The sequence below is a fragment of the Brevirhabdus pacifica genome (genome assembly GCF_002797755.1).
GTDB classification, from domain to species: Bacteria; Pseudomonadota; Alphaproteobacteria; order Rhodobacterales; family Rhodobacteraceae; genus Brevirhabdus; species Brevirhabdus pacifica.
The window spans coordinates 247,297-263,691 of the sequence record NZ_PGFI01000011.1 but is presented as its reverse complement, the minus strand read 5'-3'; the positions used below and the strand labels follow the sequence as shown (position 1 = coordinate 263,691).

Here is a 16,395-nt window from a genome sequence, read left to right as displayed (position 1 = left end):
CTTTCCCCGGAGCCGGGTGCGGTGCAATCCTCCAGCGGCACGCCGGCGCTCTGCCTGGGAAGGTCGGCCAGGGGTGTCGCGGCCTCCACCCACCAGCGGGGATGGGCACGGCGGATGGCCCGGGCCGCGGCGCGGGCGGCGTGCGCGGTCTCGAACATACCGAAACAGGTTGCACCCGAACCCGACATTCGCGCCAGCATGCAATCGGTCGTGCCCGAAAGGGCGAGGATCGCGTCGCGGATGACCGGAGCACGGGCGATGGCCGGCGCCTCGAGATCATTGCGCTGCAGGTGCATCCACGTGACCAGGTCCCAGGCGGTCCCGAAGCGGGGGATGCGATCGGTCATCGGCTCGTTGCCGCAGGCCGAAAGCCCGCCGAACACCATCGGGGTCGGCACCTCGACGCCCGGGTTGACCAGCACCATGTGGAATTCGGGCAGCGGGGGGACGGCGCCCAGGGTCTGGCCGATCCCGCGCATCCGGGCCGGGCGGGAGGCCAGACAGACGGGCACGTCGGCCCCCAGCGACACCAGCGCGGCCCCCTCGGGCAGGGGCACGCCCCACAGCCGGGACAACGCCCGGATCGCGGCGGCGGCGTCGGCCGATCCGCCCCCGATCCCCGAGGCCGGCGGCAGGAATTTCTCCAGCGTCAGCCGCGCCCCCGGAAGGGGCCGGGCTTCGCATTCGGCGGCAAGAAACCGCGCCGCCCGCAGGACAAGGTTGTCGTCGCCCGCCGGCACGGTCGCGCCGAATGGACCGGCCAGGTCCAGCAAAAGCTCCCCCGGGGCGGCGGGTTCGGCATGCAGGATGTCGCCCGTGCTGACAAAGGCCACGAGACTGTCGAGGAAGTGATACCCGTCGTCGCGCCGTCCGGTGACGTGCAGCGTCAGGTTGATCTTGGCCGGGGCGTATTCTTTGACGAATTCCGTGGCGTGTTCCTCAGCCGTCATTCGCCACCGTGACCGGTGCCTTTGCCTCTTCCGAGAGGACCATGTCCAGGCCCACGTCCAGCTTGCGCAGGATGCGCTTCTCGTCGCGTTCCTCGGGCTTGAAGGACAGGGCACGCTTCCACTGGAATTCGGCCTCGCGCTCCCGGCCGACGCGCCACAGAACGTCGCCCAGGTGATCGTTGATGATCGGGTCCAGCGGCATCAGCTCGACCGCGCGTTCCATATGCGGCACCGCTTCCTCGTAGCGGCCAAGACGATAGAGGACCCAGCCCAGACTGTCGGTGATGTAACCGTCGTTGGGCCGCTCGGCGACCGCCAGCTCGATCATCTCCAGCGCCTCGTCCAGGTTCTTGTCCTGCTCGACGAAGGAATAGCCCAAGTAGTTCAGGACCAGCGGCTGGTTGGGGCGAAGCTCCAGCGCCTTACGGAAATCGCCCTCGGCGATGGTCCACTCGTTCTGGCGTTCGCGGCTGATGCCACGGGCATAATAGACCACCCATTGCGAGGCCGAGGGATGCGGCACCAGCTCCAGCGCGCGGGTGTAGGCCTCTTCGGCCTCCTCGTAGCGGTTGAGGCGGCGCAGCATGTCGCCCAGCGTCACGTGGACCGAGGCGATCTGACCGTGGGTCTTGCCCAGCTGTTGCAGAACCTCGACCGCGGCGTCGGGTTTACCGATGTCCTGAAGCGTCTCGGCCCGGCCGATGGCGGCGATGTGGTAGGCCGGATCGTCCGCCGGCACCCGGTCGTAGGCGGCGGTGGCCAGGTCCCGCTGACCCAGCGATTCCAGCAGTCCCGCGCTCAGCAGCAGGGCGTCGATGTGATCGGGCTGAAGATACTCGGCAATGCGCGAATACAGCAGCGTCAGGCTGTCGGGGGTCTCGCCGCGCAGGGCGGCGGCGACGGTATAGAACACCTCGGCCTGGCCGTCCTGGGCGCTGGTCACCATGTCGAAGGCCAGGGTCTCGCCCGCCTCAAGCGTCTCGAGGGCGGCGATGATCTCGGGGTCCGAGGTATCGGGCAGCGCAGTTTCGATCAGTTCGATCGCATCGCCGTCCCGGTCAAGCTGGCTGAGAACGCTGGCATGGGTCAGCACGCCCCGGCGCGTCATCTGAAGCGCCCCTTCGGCCTTGCCGGACAGGATCGCGTCGGCGCCTTCCATGTCGCCCGCAAGACCCAGCGCCAGCGCCTTGTGATAGGCGCCGAATTCCTTCAGCCCCGGCGTCGCGATCAGCGTGTCGAACCGGGCCAGCGCCTCGGTCATCTTACCCTCGCCCAGCAGGTCCCAGGCAAGCACCAATCCGCTCACCAGCTCGCCCACGCTCTCGGAATAGGCCGCCGCGTCGCCGCCGTTGCGAATCGCATCGCCCAAAAGAATCAGCTGTGCGATCTGGCTGTCGGCCTTGGCGCTTTCCATCTGGCGCGCGACGGTGATCGCCTTGTCGATCTGTCCCAGCCCCATGTACGAGACGATCAGGCTTTCCATCAGGATGGCGTTGTCGCGATCCTCGGCCAAGGCGCGGGTATAGTATTGCGCCGCTATGCGAAACTCGTTGTCGGCGCTGGCCTGGCGCGCGGCCAGATAGGACCCCGCAAGCCCCTTGGCCCCGGCTTCAAGGGGGACTGAGAAAGCGATCACCCCGAGGGCCACGGAACTCATCAGTCTGCGAAAACGTGTCATGCGGAGGTCCTCATAAAACTGCGGCACAGGTTACGACCACGCGCGGCCCGGAGCAATCCACCCCGGGCCCGGGGACCCTCTGCTGATGCAATTGTTACATGTTCGGGTAGTTCGGACCATCGCCTCCCTGCGGGGTGGTCCAGACGATGTTCTGACTGGGGTCCTTGATGTCACAGGTCTTGCAGTGGACGCAGTTCTGGAAATTGATCTGGAACTTGACCGCCTCGCCCTCTCCCACGAACTCGTAGACGCCCGCGGGGCAGTAGCGCGCCGAGGGGCCGGCATAGAGCGGCAGGTTCACCTTCACCGGCGTATCGGCATCCCGCAGCTTGAGGTGGCAGGGCTGGTTTTCCTCGTGGTTGGTCATCGAGAAGCTGACGTTGGTCAGCCGGTCAAAGCTCAGCACCCCGTCGGGACGGGGATAGTCGATGGGCTTGTGCTGCTCGGCCAGCTCGGTCGCCTCGGCGTCGGTCTTCTGGTGCTTGAGCGTGCCGAAAAGCGAGAAGCCGAAAAGGTTGTTGGTCCACATGTCCAGCCCGCCGACGGTAAGCGAGGCCAGCAGCCCGAAGCGCGACCACAGCGGCTTGACGTTGCGCACGGGGCGCAGGTCGCGGCCGATGGCGCCGTCGCGGACGGCCCCGTCATACCCGTCCAGCACGTCGGCCGAGCGGCCGGCGGCCAGCGCCTCGACGATGGCCTCGGCCGCGGCCTTGCCCGACAGCATCGCGTTGTGGTTGCCCTTGATGCGCGGCACGTTGACCATGCCCGCCGAACAGCCCAGCAGCGCGCCCCCCGGAAAGGCCAGCTTGGGCAGCGACTGCCAACCGCCCTCGGAGATGGCGCGCGCGCCGTAGGCCACGCGCTTGCCGCCTTCCAAGAGCTCGGCCACCATCGGGTGGTGCTTGAAGCGCTGAAACTCCATGTAGGGGAACAGGTAGGGGTTGGCGTAGTTCAGGTGCACGACAAAGCCGACATAGACTTGGTTGTTGTCCAGGTGGTAGATGAAGGACCCGCCGCCCGCGTTGCCGCCCAGCGGCCATCCCATGGTGTGCACGACCTTGCCCTGCTGGTGCTTGGCGGGGTCGATCTCCCAGATCTCCTTCATGCCAAGGCCGTATTTCTGCACGTCGCTGTCGCCGTCGAGGGCGAACTTCTCGATCACCTGCTTGGAAAGCGATCCGCGGACACCCTCGCCCAGCAGAACGTATTTGCCGTGCAGCTCCATGCCCGGTTCATAGTTGGGGCCGGGGGTGCCATCGGTGTTCAGGCCGAATTCGCCGGCGACCACGCCCTTAACGCTGCCATCCTCGCGATAGACCAACGCCGAGCAGGACATGCCGGGGAAGATCTCGACCCCCAGCGCCTCGGCCTGTTCGGCCATCCAGCGGCAGACATTGCCCATCGACACGATGTAGTTGCCGTGGTTCGACATCAGCGGCGGCATCAGGAAGTTCGGGATGCGGACCGAGCCGGACTCTCCCAGCATGTGGAATTCGTCGCGCTTGACCTCGACGTTGATCGGCGCGCCCATGTTGCGCCAGTCGGGCAGCAGCGCATCAAGGCCCGAGGGATCCAGAACCGCGCCCGACAGGATATGCGCGCCCACTTCCGATCCCTTTTCCAGCACCACGACATCAAGGTCGGCGTTCAACTGCTTGAGGCGGATCGCGGCGCTGAGGCCGGCCGGGCCGGCACCCACGATCACGACGTCGTATTCCATGGTTTCGCGCGCGGAGTCGGACATGTTCGGCTTCCTTCTGGCTGACGGCACGGCACCGCCGGGGATGTTTCATATGCTTGTTACCCAATGGCAAATATCCCAGCGCTGACCGACACGTCAATCTGTCCCTCCCGGCACGTGGCGGCAACGACGTCGCGACACGCGGCAAGCGGTTGCCGCGCGGGGCGCCAAGCCCCAGTTATCGCTTGCCATCCGCTCGGCGGTTGGTTCAGTTAAGCGAAACAGCAGGGCGCAGTGATGCGCCCGAGGGGCGCCCGCGCCAGGACGCCCACGGACCGGAGGATGAGACGTGGAAAAGATACCCATGACGCGCAGCGGCCACCAGGCGCTGGAGGCCGAACTGAAGAACCTGAAGTCCGTCCAGCGCCCGGCCGTCATCCGCGCGATCGCCGAGGCGCGTGAACATGGCGACCTTTCCGAGAATGCCGAGTATCACGCCGCCCGCGAAAAGCAGAGCTTCATCGAGGGCCGGGTCAAGGAGCTGGAGTCGATCATCTCGCGCGCCGACGTGATCGACACGTCCAAGATGTCCGGCAACATCAAGTTCGGCGCGACGGTCAAGCTTGTCGACGAGGACACCGACGAAGAGAAGACCTACCAGATCGTCGGTGAGCCCGAGGCCGACATCGAAAAGGGCCGCCTGAACATCAAGTCCCCCCTTGCCCACGCTTTGATCGGCAAGGAGGAAGGTGATAGCGTCGAAGTGCGCACCCCCGGCGGCACGCGCAGCTACGAAGTTCTTGAAATCGGATATCATTAGCCCGCCGCGGGCTGATGGACAGGACACCGCATGGTCACTGACAGGAACCGCCAGACGCCCCCGCTTTTCGGCGGGCGCGACGGCGCGGGGGAAAACGCGATCTCGGCCACCGAGATCGTGGCGGCGATCCTCAGCTTCGTCTGGGTGGCGCTGGTCTTCGTCTATCTTTACGTGATCCCGCCGGCGTCGGGCGAGGGCGGCAATCCCGCGACCACGATCATGATCTTCGTCGCGATCTTCCTGCCGCTGGCGCTGATCTGGGTGGCGGCCGTGGCCGCGCGCACCTCGCGCATGATGAAGGCCGAGTCGGCGCGCCTTCAGGCCTCGATCGACGCGCTGCGCAACGCCTACGTGGTCCAGAGCCACAGCAACAACGCAAGTCTGGACCCCGGCCTGACGCGCAAGATCGAACAGCTTGTCGAGGCCCAGCGCGCCACCGAGGAGGCGCTGGCCATGTTCCATTCCGTGCGCTCGGGCGAACGGCCGATGCATGCGCCCCTGGCCGGCACCCCGGTCGCCGGCGCCGCCGGCAAGCCCCATGTCGATCAGCCCAGCCTGGCCCTGGGCACCCCGGCCGAGGACCTGGGCGTGCCGATCTCGATCGCCGATTTCATCAAGGCCATGAACTTCCCCGAGGATGCCAACGACCGCGAGGGTTTCCGCGCCCTGCGGCTGGCGCTGGCCGACCGGCGCATCGCCACGCTGATCCGCGCCTCCGAGGATCTGCTGACCCTGCTCAGCCAGGACGGGATCTACATGGACGATCTGCGCCCCGACCGCGCCCGCCCCGAGGTCTGGCGCCGCTTTGCCAAGGGCGAGCGGGGCAAGCCTGTGGCGGCGCTGGCCGGGGTCCGCGACCGCTCCAGCCTGGCGCTGACATCAGGCCGGATGAAGTCCGATGCCGTTTTCCGCGACGTGGCGCATCACTTCCTGCGCCAGTTTGACCGCAGCTTTGTCGAGTTCGAGAAGGGCGCCAGCGATCAGGACATCGCGGCCCTGGCCGAGACGCGCACCGCGCGGGCCTTCATGCTGGTGGGCCGGGTCTCGGGCACCTTCGACTGATTTGGGCATCGCCGCGCGCGCGGCGTCACCCCCGGCTACAGGCCGAAGCTCGCATAAGGCAGGAAGCGTACCGGATCCCCCGGCCGCACGTCGCGGGCGCCGTCCTCAAGCTCGACCAGCCCGGTCGCCCAGCTCAGCCCCGAGATCCGCCCCGAGCCTTCCGAGACAAAGACCTCGGCCCGTCCCTCAGCGTCAAGCCGGGCGCGCAGGTACTCGCGGCGGCCGGGCTTCTTGTTCTTCTTGAAGGCGGCGGGCACGGTGAAGCCCTGCGGCGCGCTCCACTCCGCGCCTTCCAGCACGGCGAAGGCCGGCCGGGCGAAAAGAAGGGTGCAGACGAAGGCGGCGACCGGATTTCCCGGCAGGCCGAAGACCGGCATTCCCTGCCATAGCGCCAGCGCCAGCGGACGCCCCGGCTTCAGCGCGATGCGCCAGTTGCGCAGCGATCCGGTCTCGGCCAGCAGTGCCGAGACGTGATCCTCGTCGCCCGCAGAGGCCCCGCCCGAGGTCAGCAGCGCGTCGCAGCGGTCGCGCGCGTCGTCCAGCCGTTCGGCCAGGGCGGCGCGGTCGTCGCCGACGTGTCCCATGTCCACAGCCACCACGCCCCAGCGGCGCAACATCGCCAGCAGCATGGGGCGGTTGGCGTCGAATATCTGGCCGGGCCCGGCGGGCTGGCCGGCGGCGACCAGTTCATCCCCCGTCGATAACACGCCCACACGCAGCGGCTCGCGCACCGAAACCTCGGCCACCCCGAGGGCCGAGAGCAGCGCCAGGTCCGGCGCGCCCAGCCGGTGGCCCGCGTCGAAGACCTGTGCGCCCGCGACCACGTCCTCACCGGCCTTTCGGGTATTGGACCCCGCCCGCAGGGGGCCGTGAAAGGCCACGTTGGCGCCGTCGGTGGTGACATCCTCTTCCAGCACGACCGTATCCACCCCCTCGGGCAGGATCGCGCCGGTCAGGATGCGGATCGCCTGGCCCAGGGGCACCCCGCCCTCGAATGGCACGCCGGCGGCGGCGCGCCCCTCGACCAGGGGCAATTGCTGCGGGCCCGACCCGGTCGCGGCATGGGCAAAGCCATAGCCATCGACGGCCGAGTTGGGCATCGGCGGGTTGGAGCGGAGGGCGGCAACCGGCTCGGCCAGAACGCGGCCGGCGGCCTCGTCAACCGGCAGGCGGATCACCCCGGTCACCGCGTGCAGACCGTCGCGCAACTGTGCCATCGCGTCATCGACCGGGGTCCAGTCGACCCCGGCGGGCAGCGCGAAACAGTCGTTGCGCAGGGGCGGCGGGCGCAGGGTCCCGTCCGTTGGCGAGGGGCCGCTCAAAGCCCGACCTCGCGCAGGATGAAATCGGCGATGCGCGCGGTCGCGTTCAGGTCGAAGACCGGACGCCCCTCCACCTCGAGCGCGGTGTCGGCGGCGACGGCGCGGATGGTCGGATCACCGGGCGCGATCAGCGAATTGCCGGTCTCGGCGCGGAAGGCCTCGACCTTGGGGTGGTCGTCACGCTTGTAGCCCTCGACCAGGATCAGATCGACAGGCGCCAGCTTGGACAGCAGCAATTCCAGCGGCGGCTCCTCGTGACCGCGCAACTCGTGCATCAGCGCCCAGCGCGTCCCCGAGGACAGCAGCACCTCGGTCGCACCTGCCTGGCGGTGGCGGTGGCTGTCCTTGCCCGGGTGGTCCACGTCGAAACTGTGGTGGGCATGCTTGATGGTCGAGACCGAGAAGCCGCGCGCCGAGATCTCGGCGACGAGCCGCTCCATCAGCCCGGTCTTGCCAGCGTTCTTCCAGCCGACGACACCGTAGACCCTCATGCCGCGCCCTCCTTCAGGATTTCCTTGGCCCGGATCATGTCTTCGGGCGTGTTGACGTTGAAGAAGGGATCGTGCCCGGCGCAATCGAACCGGGCGGCGGCGGTGCCGTGGCGGTCGGTCCAGGCGACCACCTTGCGGGTCCCCTCGGCCAGGGCGCGGCGCAGATCCTCGCGCAGGGCGACGGGCCAGTAGCCGAAGGTTGGGTGCCGCGCCAGGCCCCGTTCGGGATCGGGGGTCGCCGCCAGCGCGATGGGCTGGCCCGAGCTTTCGGCGGCCGTCCGCAGCCGGTCGGCCAGATCGCGGGGAAAGAAGGGCGTGTCGGCGGCCGCGGTGACGATATGCGTGGCCCCCTGCCCGGCGGCCCAATCCAGCCCCGCCAGCACCCCGGCCAGCGGTCCGGCGAACCCCTCGACACTGTCGGCAACCACCGGCAGGCCCAGCTCGGCAAAGCGCGCGGGATCGCCGTTGGCGTTCAGCGCCATCGCCTCGACCTGGGGCGCAAGCCGGTCGCGCACCCGCTCCATCAGGCTGAGTCCGCCCAGTTCCAACAGGCCCTTGTCGCCGCCGCCCATGCGGCGCGACAGCCCTCCGGCCAGGATGACGCCGCAGGTGCCGCTCATGCACCCGCACCCTTACGGCCCGAGCGGCGATCCTCTGGCGCGACCGTCGCGGGGTCGGCGTCGAGGATCAGGCGTTCCTGCCCGCTGAGGCAGACAAAGCGTTGACCGCGCATCCGGCCGATCACCGTCAAGCCGACCTGGCGCGCGATCTCGACCCCCCAGGCGGTGAAGCCCGAGCGCGAGGCCAGCACCGGGATGCCCATCATCGCGGTCTTGATCACCATCTCGGATGTCAGGCGCCCGGTGGTGTAGAGGATCTTGTCGGCCGGATCCGTGCCGGTCGCCCGCATCCAGCCCGCGATCTTGTCCACGGCGTTGTGGCGGCCGACATCTTCCATGTAGACCAGCGGCTGGTCCTGGTGGCACAGCACACTGCCATGGATGGCACCCGCCTCGAGGTAGAGGCTGGGCATGGTGTTGATCTGCCGCGCCAGCGCATAGAGCCATGAGCTGCGGACCGGCGTCGCCGGCAGGCTGAGCCCTTCAAGCCCCTCCATCATGTCGCCGAAGACCGTGCCCACGGCGCAGCCCGAGGTGCGGGTCTTCTTCTGAAGCTTTTCCTCGTGGTCGGTCTCGACCGCGGTACGCACAACGACGGTCTCCAGCTCTTCGTCATAATCGATGCCGGTGACCTCGTCATCGGCGCGCAGCATGTTCTGGTTGGTCAGGAAGCCAAGGGCCAGATATTCGGGGTAATCCCCGATGGTCATGGCGGTGACGATCTCGCGGCTGTTGAGGAAGATCGTCAGCGGCCGTTCCTCGACCACCTTCAGCGTGACGGCAGCGCCGGTGTGGTCCAGCCCCTCGACGGGCCGCGTCAGGCGCGGGTTGTCGGGGTCCGGTCCGATCAGGATATCCTGTGTCATGGCTGGTTTCTGGCCTTTTCGCCGGTGGTCAGGATGGCTATTGCTGGCGGAGACTGAAGCAGGGAAGAGCCTATGTCCAGATCGCGAGACCACTTTTGGAGGGGCTTCAGAAACGGGGCCCCGTTTCTTCTTGTAGTGGTGCCGTTCGCCCTGCTTTTCGGGGTGGTGGCGACCGAAGCCGGGCTTGATCTTCTCAAGGTGATGGGCTTTTCGGTGCTGGTGATCGCGGGGGCGTCGCAATTCGCGGCGCTTCAGCTGATGACCGACAACGCGCCGGTGCTGATGGTGCTGGCGACCGCGCTGGCGGTCAACATGCGCATGGCGATGTACTCGGCCTCGCTGACGCCCTACCTCGGCGCGGCGCCCCTGTGGCAGCGCGCGCTTGCCGCCTATTTCCTGGTCGATCAAAGCTATGCCGTCTCGATCGCGGAATATGAAAAGCGCCCCGAGATGAGCGTGCGCGACCGGGTGGTCTATTTCTTCGGCACGATGACCCCCGTCTGCATTCCATGGTACGTGGCGACCTATGTCGGCGCGGCGGTGGGCGCACGGATCCCCGAGGCTTGGGCGCTGGATTTCGCGGTGCCTATCACCTTCCTCGCGATCATCGCACCGGCGCTGCGCACCTTCGCCCATGTGGGAGCGGCTCTGGTGTCAATCGCGGTGGCGCTGAGCCTCAGTTTCCTGCCCTACAACAGCGGCCTGCTGATCGCCGCCGCGCTGGCGATGATGGTCGGCGCCGAGATCGAGCGGCAGACGACCCGCCGCGCCGCCCGGCGCAAGGAGACGAAGGCATGAACTATTCCGACGCGACCATCTGGCTGATCATCGTGGCGCTGGGGTCCGGCACCTTTCTGATCCGGTTTTCCTTTCTGGGGCTGATCGGCAACCGGCGTCTGCCCGACTGGGCCCTGCGCCACCTGCGTTACACGGCCGTGGCGGTGATGCCGGGGCTGGTGGCGCCGCTGGTCGTGTGGCCGCAGGCAACGGGCGGCGCGACCGACCTGCCGCGCATCCTGGCCGCTGCCGCGACCCTGGGCGTGGGCCTGACGACGCGCAACGTGCTGGCCTCGATCACCGCGGGGGCGGCGACGCTTTACACCATGCTGTGGCTGCTGGGCTGAGGGGGACGGCATTGGCGTTCTGGCCAGTGCCGGAGCCGGATGCACTGCACTGCCGGCAACAAAACCGGCAATGAAAAAGGCCGCGCTGGGCGCGGCCTTCGGTCAGTTTCCGTAACGCGGTAGAGGCCGGGTCAGTTGCCCGCCGCCAGCTTGGACTTGTTGTTGTCCGAATCGTCGTCATAGATCTTGCGCGTCTTCACGCCCGGCAGTTGGGCAAAGGCGTTCATCGTCGTCTTCGGGAAAAAGCTGACCGGCATGTTCTCGAACCCCGGAACGGTGCGCAGCGCCTTGCTGGTATAGTTCGAACAGAAGGATTTCGGTGCCGCCCCCTGGGCCGCAAAGGCGCGGATCGCCTGGTCCGCGACGGCCCGGGTCACCGGGACCTCCTGCACCACCAGGTGGAAGGTTTCCCGCGCGTGATAGTCGTAGAAGAACTCGCGCAGCGTGTTGGTGAAACCGTAGTGCAGGTCATGACGCTCGGGCGCGCTGCGGTGATACCAGGTCCCGGCGGGATCCCACAGCACCTGCTGGCTGCCGTTCACGATCACCGCCGTATGCCCGCCCTCGCCCGAGCGGTTGTTGATCGCCGTCACCAGCGTGATCGAGGCCGGCTCGGGATTGACGAAGGCTGCGCGTGCCACCGCCTCGTCCGAGGCATAGATATTATCGGCGCCACAGGCGGCGAGGAAAAGAATGGTTACCAACGGAAGGATCGTTCTGAGCATTCTGCCTCGCTGCTGTTTGTTATGGCCGGCTTTCTCAGCCGTTTATAAGTGCGAGAAGGATCAGCGCAACGATGATCGCGATGACCATGCGAATGGTGATCTTCACGAACCCTTCGAAGGTCTTTTCCTGGGTCGTGATGTCCATCGTGCCGTGCTTGTGTTCGGCCATGTCGAAACTCCGTCTGGCGTTGTTTGAGTTGGTCAGCAGATACTGAAAAAATCCGGGGGTGTCACGCCCCGCATGATGCGCATATCGGCGCAGGGGCGCGGGCGCGGCCAACGGGTGACAGGGCGCGGACCGCCCGGTTGCCCCCCCAGCCGGTGCCCGCCCGGATCAGCCCGCCAGTTCCTCGTGGCTGAGCCCGTAAAGGTCACCCGCCCCGCGCGTCGCCTGCACACAGAGGCTTGCGGCCTCCGGCAACAGCCGATCGACGTAGAACCGCGCCAGGGCCCGGCGCGGGCCGGCCTCTCCCTGGGCCTTCTCGGCCATCGCAGCGCGCAGGTGGGCACAGGCCCCCAGCACCCGGGCAAAGGCCCGCAGGAAGGACGTGGCGCCCGCGAAACGGTCGTTGAGATCTTCGCGCGCGACCAGCCAGTCGCAGGCCTCGCGCAGATTCTCGGCGGCTTGCCAGATCGGCTCGGCCAGCTCGGGCATGTCGGCGCGCGCCCCCTCGGCGCAGGCCTCGATGTCATCCAGCAACCGGGTCGCGGCCTCGCCGCCGTCGGCCAGCTTGCGCCCGACCAGGTCCATCGCCTGGATGCCGTTCGTTCCCTCGTAGATCGCGGTGACGCGGACATCGCGCAGGTATTGGCTGGCGCCCGTTTCCTCGATGTAGCCCATGCCGCCGTGAACCTGGATCCCCATCTGCGAGACCTCGACGCCGATATCGGTGCCGAAAGCCTTGGCGATGGGGGTCAGGAAGGCGGCGCGGTCGCGCCATTCGGGCTTGCCGGTGGCCCGCGCCATGTCGGCCGAGACGGCGCAGCCGAGGGCAATCGCCCGGGCGCCGAAAACCTCGGCCTTCATCTGCATCAGCATCCGGCGGACGTCGGCGTGATCGGCGATGGGTCCGGCACCGTCACCCAGCGGGGTGCGCCCCTGGCGCCGTTCCAGCGCGTGGGCCAGGGCGTGCTGATATGCCCCCTCGGCCACGCCGATCCCTTGCAGGCCGACGCCCAGCCGGGCGTTGTTCATCATGGTGAACATGGCCGCCATGCCCTTGTTCGGCTCTCCGATCATCCAGCCGGTGGCGCCGTCGAATTCCATCACCGCCGTCGGCGAGCCGTGCAGCCCCATCTTGTGCTCGAGCGAGACGACCCGCAGGCTGTTGGCTGCGCCGGGCTGACCCTCGGCATCGGGGATGCGCTTGGGCACCATGAAAAGGCCGATGCCGCGGGTGCCCTCGGGCGCGCCCGGCAGACGGGCCAGCACCAGATGGCAGACGTTGCCGGTGAAGTCGTTGTCGCCCCAGCTGATGAAGATCTTCTGCCCGGTGATCGCAAAGCTGCCGTCGCCATTGTCGACGGCGCGGCTGCGCAGGGCGCCCACGTCCGAACCGGCCTGCGGCTCTGTCAGGTTCATCGTGCCCGACCATTCGCCCGAGATCAGCCGGGGCAGGTAGACCCGCTTGATCTCGTCCGATGCGTGATGCTCCAGCGCCTCGATCTGGCCCTGGGTCATCAGCGGGTTCAGCTGCAACGCCAGGCAGGCCGAGGACATCATGTCGTTGACGACGCTGGTGATCGCCAGCGGCAGGCCCATGCCGCCATATTCCTCAGGGGCGGAGATGCCGACCCAGCCGCCCTCGGCCACTGCGGCATAGCCTTCGGCGAATCCGGGCGAGGTGCGCACGACGCCGTTTTCCAGGTGTGCGGGGTGCAGGTCACCCTCTCGCTGAAGGGGGGCCAGGACCTCCTCGCACAGGCGGCCGGCTTCCGAGATGATCGCAAGGCTGGTCTCGGAGGTCGCGTCGCCGAAACGCTCGGTGTCGGACAGCAGGGGAAAATCCACGACGTGGTCCAGGATGTATTGGTAATCCGTCACGGGTGCGCGGTAGGCCATGTGATGCGTTCTCCAATTCATTGCGAAACATCCCGGCGCCCCGGCGGGACCGAGCCGCGCGTCGACGCGACCCGGCGGATGTTGCCAAATTTTTGCGAACGGTAGACAAGGCGTCTGCACCGCTCAATCGGGACGCGGCGTCATCGGAGGGTAAATATGAAGACGTTGCACCTTTCCGCCGACGGACAGGGGCTGGACCGGGCGGCGGAACTGCTGCGCGGCGGCGCCCTCGTGGCCTTCCCGACCGAGACGGTCTACGGGCTGGGCGCCGACGCCGCCGACGACCGGGCGGTGGCACGCATCTTCGAGGCCAAGGGCCGGCCCAGCTTCAATCCGCTGATCGTCCACGTCTCATCGGTCGATCAGGCACGCCGCTATGCCGAGTTTTCCCCCGAGGCAGAGCGCCTGGCGGCCGCCTTCTGGCCCGGCGCGCTGACGCTGGTGCTGCCGCTGCGCCCCGAAGCGCCGCTGTCGCGGCTGGTCACGGCGGGCCTGGAGACGGTGGCGATCCGCATGCCCGCCCATCCGCTTGCCCACGAATTGCTGGAACGCGTCGGCCGCCCGCTGGCCGCCCCCTCGGCCAATGCCTCGGGCCGGATCAGCCCCACGAGTGCCGCCCATGTCCTCGGCACCGGGGACGGCGGCCTTGGCGGACGGATCGAGGCTGTCCTGGACGGCGGCCCCTGCGATGTCGGCGTCGAATCGACCATCCTGCGGCCCGGCACGGCGGGCGCGCCCGCCCGATTGCTGCGCCCCGGCGGCATCCCCGCCGAGGCGATCGAGGCCGCCCTCGGCGCCCCGCTGGAGCCCGAGGCCCCCGTGGCCGAGAATGCGCCCAGCGCCCCCGGGCAGCTGGCCTCGCATTACGCCCCAGAGGCGCGGGTGCGGCTGAATGCGTCGGAGGTGGGGCCGGACGAGGTCCTGCTGGGCTTTGGTGCGGACAAGGATCGGACGGCCGCGCTGAACCTGTCGCCCAGCGGCGATCTGCACGAGGCGGCGGCGAACCTCTTCGACATGCTGCGGCGGGTCGATGCGCAAGCCCGTCAGGCGGGGCTGAGCCGGATCGCGGTCGCACCAGTGCCCGAGCATGGGCTGGGCAAGGCGATCAACGACCGGCTGCGCCGCGCCGCCGCCCCGCGCGACGCCTGATTTCAGGTGAAAAGGGGCGGCAACCGCCCGCTCAGGCGCGCCCGCCCTCGGACGACAGCATCAGCGGGTCGATCCCGATGGATTTCAGCGCCTCTTCCCACTTGCCCCGCGCGTCCGAGCCGAAGACGATCTCGGGCGTGGCATCGCCGGTCAGCCAGCCGTTGCGCTGAAGCTCATCCTCAAGCTGCCCCGGCCCCCAGCCGGAATAACCAAGCGCCAGAAGGCTTTGACGGGGCCCGTCGCCGCGCGCGATATCCTCGAGAATGTCCAACGTGGCGGTCATGCCGAAGCTGGTGCTGACCTGCATGGTCGAATTGTCCGAGCAATAGTCGGCCGAATGCAGCACGAAGCCGCGCCCATGCTCCACCGGCCCGCCGAAATGCACGTTGATGGGGGGCAGGTCGCCCGCCGGGGTGATCCCAAGCTGTTCAAGCAGGTCGCGGGCCGACAGGTCCGGCGTCGGCTTGTTGACGATCAGGCCCAGCGCCCCCTCGTCCGAATGGGCGCAGACGAAGATCACGCTTCGGTCGAAACGCGGATCGCCCATTCCGGGCATCGCGATCAGCAGCTTGCCGCAAAGGGGGCTTTCGGAAATCTCGTTCATGGATTCTAGGATGAGGTCGCGGGCGGCGCGGCGCAAGAGGCGGTGAGCGCTAATTCGTGCAATCGCCTGTCCCAAGGCGCGGAGCCAGGGGGCGGCGCTTTTGCAGCCGTGCCACGCTCACGCCCTCTCTCCAACAAGTGACTGTTCCCCGCACGCCGTTCGCCTATCCTGTCCCGCATGACCAAAACCCTGATCCCTCTTGAGACTTCCCGCGTCGCGACCTCTGTTCGCACCGCCCCCCGGCCCCACCGGTCCGGGCGGCTGCGCGGCTGTCTGGCGGGGGTGCTGGGTCTGGCCGCGCTGGCCGTTGCCACGCCGGCTCCGGCCGGGCCTCCTCTGGTTCAGGGCGGGGCGGCCGAGGGGGCGTCGGGTCATGGCGGCACCATGGATCAGGCCGACGGCCCGGACGCTGCCGGGGTCGTGGTTTCGCTCAAGGATCCGGTCGCCCAGGCCGAGATCCTGCCCGGCTGGCGCCAGGCTGACGGCACGCTGATGGCCGCGCTGAGGCTTGAGATGAAGCCGGGCTGGAAAACCTACTGGCGCGCCCCGGGCGAGGCCGGGATCCCGCCACAGCTTGACTGGACCGGCTCGGACAATCTGGAGGCCACCCGTATCCTGTGGCCGACCCCTTCGGTCATCTTCTCGAACGGCCGCCGCTCCATCGGGTATCGCGACAGCGTTGTCCTGCCGATCGTCATCGCGCCCAAGGACGCCGGCAAGCCCGTGCGGCTTGAAGGCATGTTGCAGGCCGGCATCTGCGGCACGGTTTGCGTGCCGATGCAGTTCCAGCTTTCGGGGGAGCTGACCGGCGAGACGGCCGAGCCGGTCCCGCTGATCGAGGCCGCCATGCGCTACCGTCCCGTCAGCGGCGCCGCCGCCGGGGTGAAGAACCTGCGCTGCCGCACCCACCCGTCCGAGGACGGCCTGGTGGTCGAGGCGCGCATGCAACTGCCGCGCGGTCCCTCGGATGAGGTGGTCGTCTTCGAATACGACGATCCCGACCTTTGGATCGCCAGCGCCAGCGTGATCCGCAAGGGGCGCGAGCTGACGGCCGTCAGCACATTCATGGTGCAGCCCGGCTCGGGCGACGAGACCGGGACCGCATTGGGACCCAAGCCAGAGCCAGCGCATGTGGACCTGTCGCGCCTGCGCCTGACAATCTTGGGCAAGGACCGGGCCATCGACCTCAACGGTTGTCCTGAGGCGCGCAGCCTGTCGACGATCCTGCGCAGCGAGTAGGC

16 protein-coding genes and 1 pseudogene are annotated in these 16,395 nt (G+C 68.1%); 6 read left to right on the top strand and 11 right to left on the bottom strand.

What is annotated here, in order from left to right; genetic code table 11:
• Positions 1-77 precede the first annotated feature (77 nt).
• From CLV77_RS01460 to CLV77_RS01450, 3 genes and pseudogenes are all read right to left on the bottom strand, one after another.
• Positions 78-950, bottom strand: a pseudogene (locus CLV77_RS01460) (4-(cytidine 5'-diphospho)-2-C-methyl-D-erythritol kinase); the annotation flags it as partial.
• Entirely contained in the window at positions 940-2,628 is a 1,689-nt protein-coding gene (locus CLV77_RS01455; RefSeq protein WP_076979581.1) for a tetratricopeptide repeat protein, read from the bottom strand. The gene CLV77_RS01455 and the pseudogene CLV77_RS01460, both read right to left, overlap by 11 nt.
• Positions 2,629-2,722: 94 nt before the next feature.
• A complete protein-coding gene (locus CLV77_RS01450; RefSeq protein ID WP_076979582.1) occupies positions 2,723-4,372 on the bottom strand; it encodes an electron transfer flavoprotein-ubiquinone oxidoreductase in 1,650 nt (549 codons plus the stop codon).
• 286 nt (positions 4,373-4,658) lie between these two features.
• Between CLV77_RS01450 and greA the strand changes: the two genes are divergently transcribed.
• Positions 4,659-5,129 carry a transcription elongation factor GreA gene (greA, locus tag CLV77_RS01445; protein ID WP_076979583.1) on the top strand — a complete coding sequence of 157 codons (471 nt, stop codon included), beginning with the start codon at positions 4,659-4,661 and terminating at the stop codon, positions 5,127-5,129.
• A 30-nt stretch (positions 5,130-5,159) separates the two neighbouring features.
• The gene (locus tag CLV77_RS01440) at positions 5,160-6,191 is read left to right on the top strand and encodes a hypothetical protein (RefSeq protein ID WP_076979584.1); all 1,032 of its coding nucleotides are present in this window, start codon (positions 5,160-5,162) and stop codon (positions 6,189-6,191) included.
• A 35-nt stretch (positions 6,192-6,226) separates the two neighbouring features.
• Here CLV77_RS01440 and CLV77_RS01435 read toward each other — a convergent pair whose 3' ends face one another.
• The 4 genes from CLV77_RS01435 to CLV77_RS01420 are packed head-to-tail and all read right to left on the bottom strand — an operon-like array spanning position 6,227 to position 9,490.
• A complete protein-coding gene (locus tag CLV77_RS01435) occupies positions 6,227-7,513 on the bottom strand; it encodes a molybdopterin-binding protein (protein ID WP_236861023.1) in 1,287 nt (428 codons plus the stop codon).
• Complete coding sequence (mobB, locus tag CLV77_RS01430) at positions 7,510-8,004, bottom strand: molybdopterin-guanine dinucleotide biosynthesis protein B (protein WP_076979585.1); 495 nt, start codon at positions 8,002-8,004, stop codon at positions 7,510-7,512. The genes CLV77_RS01435 and mobB overlap by 4 nt, the downstream gene beginning before the upstream one ends.
• Positions 8,001-8,624 carry a molybdenum cofactor guanylyltransferase MobA gene (mobA, locus tag CLV77_RS01425; protein WP_076979586.1) on the bottom strand — a complete coding sequence of 208 codons (624 nt, stop codon included), beginning with the start codon at positions 8,622-8,624 and terminating at the stop codon, positions 8,001-8,003. Before mobA ends, mobB begins: the two co-directional genes overlap by 4 nt.
• Entirely contained in the window at positions 8,621-9,490 is an 870-nt protein-coding gene (locus CLV77_RS01420; RefSeq protein WP_076979587.1) for a formate dehydrogenase accessory sulfurtransferase FdhD, read from the bottom strand. The genes mobA and CLV77_RS01420 overlap by 4 nt, the downstream gene beginning before the upstream one ends.
• Before the next feature lie 72 nt (positions 9,491-9,562).
• Here CLV77_RS01420 and CLV77_RS01415 point away from each other — a divergent pair, with 72 nt between their 5' ends.
• Both CLV77_RS01415 and CLV77_RS01410 read left to right on the top strand, forming a co-directional pair.
• Positions 9,563-10,288: an AzlC family ABC transporter permease gene (locus CLV77_RS01415; protein ID WP_076979588.1), complete on the top strand. Its 726-nt coding sequence runs from the start codon at positions 9,563-9,565 to the stop codon at positions 10,286-10,288.
• Complete coding sequence (locus CLV77_RS01410) at positions 10,285-10,614, top strand: AzlD domain-containing protein (RefSeq protein ID WP_076979589.1); 330 nt, start codon at positions 10,285-10,287, stop codon at positions 10,612-10,614. Before CLV77_RS01415 ends, CLV77_RS01410 begins: the two co-directional genes overlap by 4 nt.
• A gap of 131 nt (positions 10,615-10,745) precedes the next feature.
• On the opposite strand, the gene CLV77_RS01405 is transcribed toward CLV77_RS01410, so the two are convergent.
• The 3 genes from CLV77_RS01405 to CLV77_RS01395 form a co-directional block, all read right to left on the bottom strand.
• Positions 10,746-11,339, bottom strand: a complete 594-nt coding sequence (locus CLV77_RS01405) for a hypothetical protein (protein ID WP_076979590.1) — start codon at positions 11,337-11,339, stop codon at positions 10,746-10,748.
• A 34-nt stretch (positions 11,340-11,373) separates the two neighbouring features.
• Positions 11,374-11,508 (bottom strand): aa3-type cytochrome c oxidase subunit IV, encoded by a 135-nt coding sequence (locus CLV77_RS01400; protein WP_076979591.1) that lies wholly within the window; start codon positions 11,506-11,508, stop codon positions 11,374-11,376.
• 165 nt (positions 11,509-11,673) lie between these two features.
• On the bottom strand, positions 11,674-13,401 hold the full coding sequence (locus CLV77_RS01395; protein WP_076979592.1) for an acyl-CoA dehydrogenase family protein: 1,728 nt from the start codon (positions 13,399-13,401) through the stop codon (positions 11,674-11,676).
• A gap of 156 nt (positions 13,402-13,557) precedes the next feature.
• Between CLV77_RS01395 and CLV77_RS01390 the strand changes: the two genes are divergently transcribed.
• A complete protein-coding gene (locus tag CLV77_RS01390) occupies positions 13,558-14,550 on the top strand; it encodes an L-threonylcarbamoyladenylate synthase (protein WP_076979593.1) in 993 nt (330 codons plus the stop codon).
• A 31-nt stretch (positions 14,551-14,581) separates the two neighbouring features.
• On the opposite strand, the gene CLV77_RS01385 is transcribed toward CLV77_RS01390, so the two are convergent.
• The gene (locus CLV77_RS01385; protein WP_076981056.1) at positions 14,582-15,154 is read right to left on the bottom strand and encodes a YqgE/AlgH family protein; all 573 of its coding nucleotides are present in this window, start codon (positions 15,152-15,154) and stop codon (positions 14,582-14,584) included.
• A gap of 177 nt (positions 15,155-15,331) precedes the next feature.
• On the opposite strand from CLV77_RS01385, the gene CLV77_RS01380 reads away from it, so the two are divergent.
• A complete protein-coding gene (locus CLV77_RS01380) occupies positions 15,332-16,393 on the top strand; it encodes a protein-disulfide reductase DsbD domain-containing protein (RefSeq protein ID WP_083707745.1) in 1,062 nt (353 codons plus the stop codon).
• Positions 16,394-16,395 lie beyond the last annotated feature (2 nt).

What these genes read in the sequence shown, in the direction of transcription:
- CLV77_RS01380 (WP_083707745.1), top strand. Translation starts at nt 15,332, where the DNA reads ATGACCAAAACCCTGATCCCTCTTGAGACTTCCCGCGTCGCGACCTCT.
- CLV77_RS01390 (WP_076979593.1), top strand. Translation starts at nt 13,558, where the DNA reads ATGAAGACGTTGCACCTTTCCGCCGACGGACAGGGGCTGGACCGGGCG.
- CLV77_RS01420 (WP_076979587.1), bottom strand. Translation starts at nt 9,490, where the DNA reads ATGACACAGGATATCCTGATCGGACCGGACCCCGACAACCCGCGCCTG.
- CLV77_RS01400 (WP_076979591.1), bottom strand. Translation starts at nt 11,508, where the DNA reads ATGGCCGAACACAAGCACGGCACGATGGACATCACGACCCAGGAAAAG.
- CLV77_RS01455 (WP_076979581.1), bottom strand. Translation starts at nt 2,628, where the DNA reads ATGACACGTTTTCGCAGACTGATGAGTTCCGTGGCCCTCGGGGTGATC.
- CLV77_RS01405 (WP_076979590.1), bottom strand. Translation starts at nt 11,339, where the DNA reads ATGCTCAGAACGATCCTTCCGTTGGTAACCATTCTTTTCCTCGCCGCC.
- mobB (WP_076979585.1), bottom strand. Translation starts at nt 8,004, where the DNA reads ATGAGGGTCTACGGTGTCGTCGGCTGGAAGAACGCTGGCAAGACCGGG.
- CLV77_RS01385 (WP_076981056.1), bottom strand. Translation starts at nt 15,154, where the DNA reads ATGAACGAGATTTCCGAAAGCCCCCTTTGCGGCAAGCTGCTGATCGCG.
- CLV77_RS01450 (WP_076979582.1), bottom strand. Translation starts at nt 4,372, where the DNA reads ATGTCCGACTCCGCGCGCGAAACCATGGAATACGACGTCGTGATCGTG.
- CLV77_RS01415 (WP_076979588.1), top strand. Translation starts at nt 9,563, where the DNA reads ATGTCCAGATCGCGAGACCACTTTTGGAGGGGCTTCAGAAACGGGGCC.
- CLV77_RS01440 (WP_076979584.1), top strand. Translation starts at nt 5,160, where the DNA reads ATGGTCACTGACAGGAACCGCCAGACGCCCCCGCTTTTCGGCGGGCGC.
- mobA (WP_076979586.1), bottom strand. Translation starts at nt 8,624, where the DNA reads ATGAGCGGCACCTGCGGCGTCATCCTGGCCGGAGGGCTGTCGCGCCGC.
- CLV77_RS01410 (WP_076979589.1), top strand. Translation starts at nt 10,285, where the DNA reads ATGAACTATTCCGACGCGACCATCTGGCTGATCATCGTGGCGCTGGGG.
- CLV77_RS01395 (WP_076979592.1), bottom strand. Translation starts at nt 13,401, where the DNA reads ATGGCCTACCGCGCACCCGTGACGGATTACCAATACATCCTGGACCAC.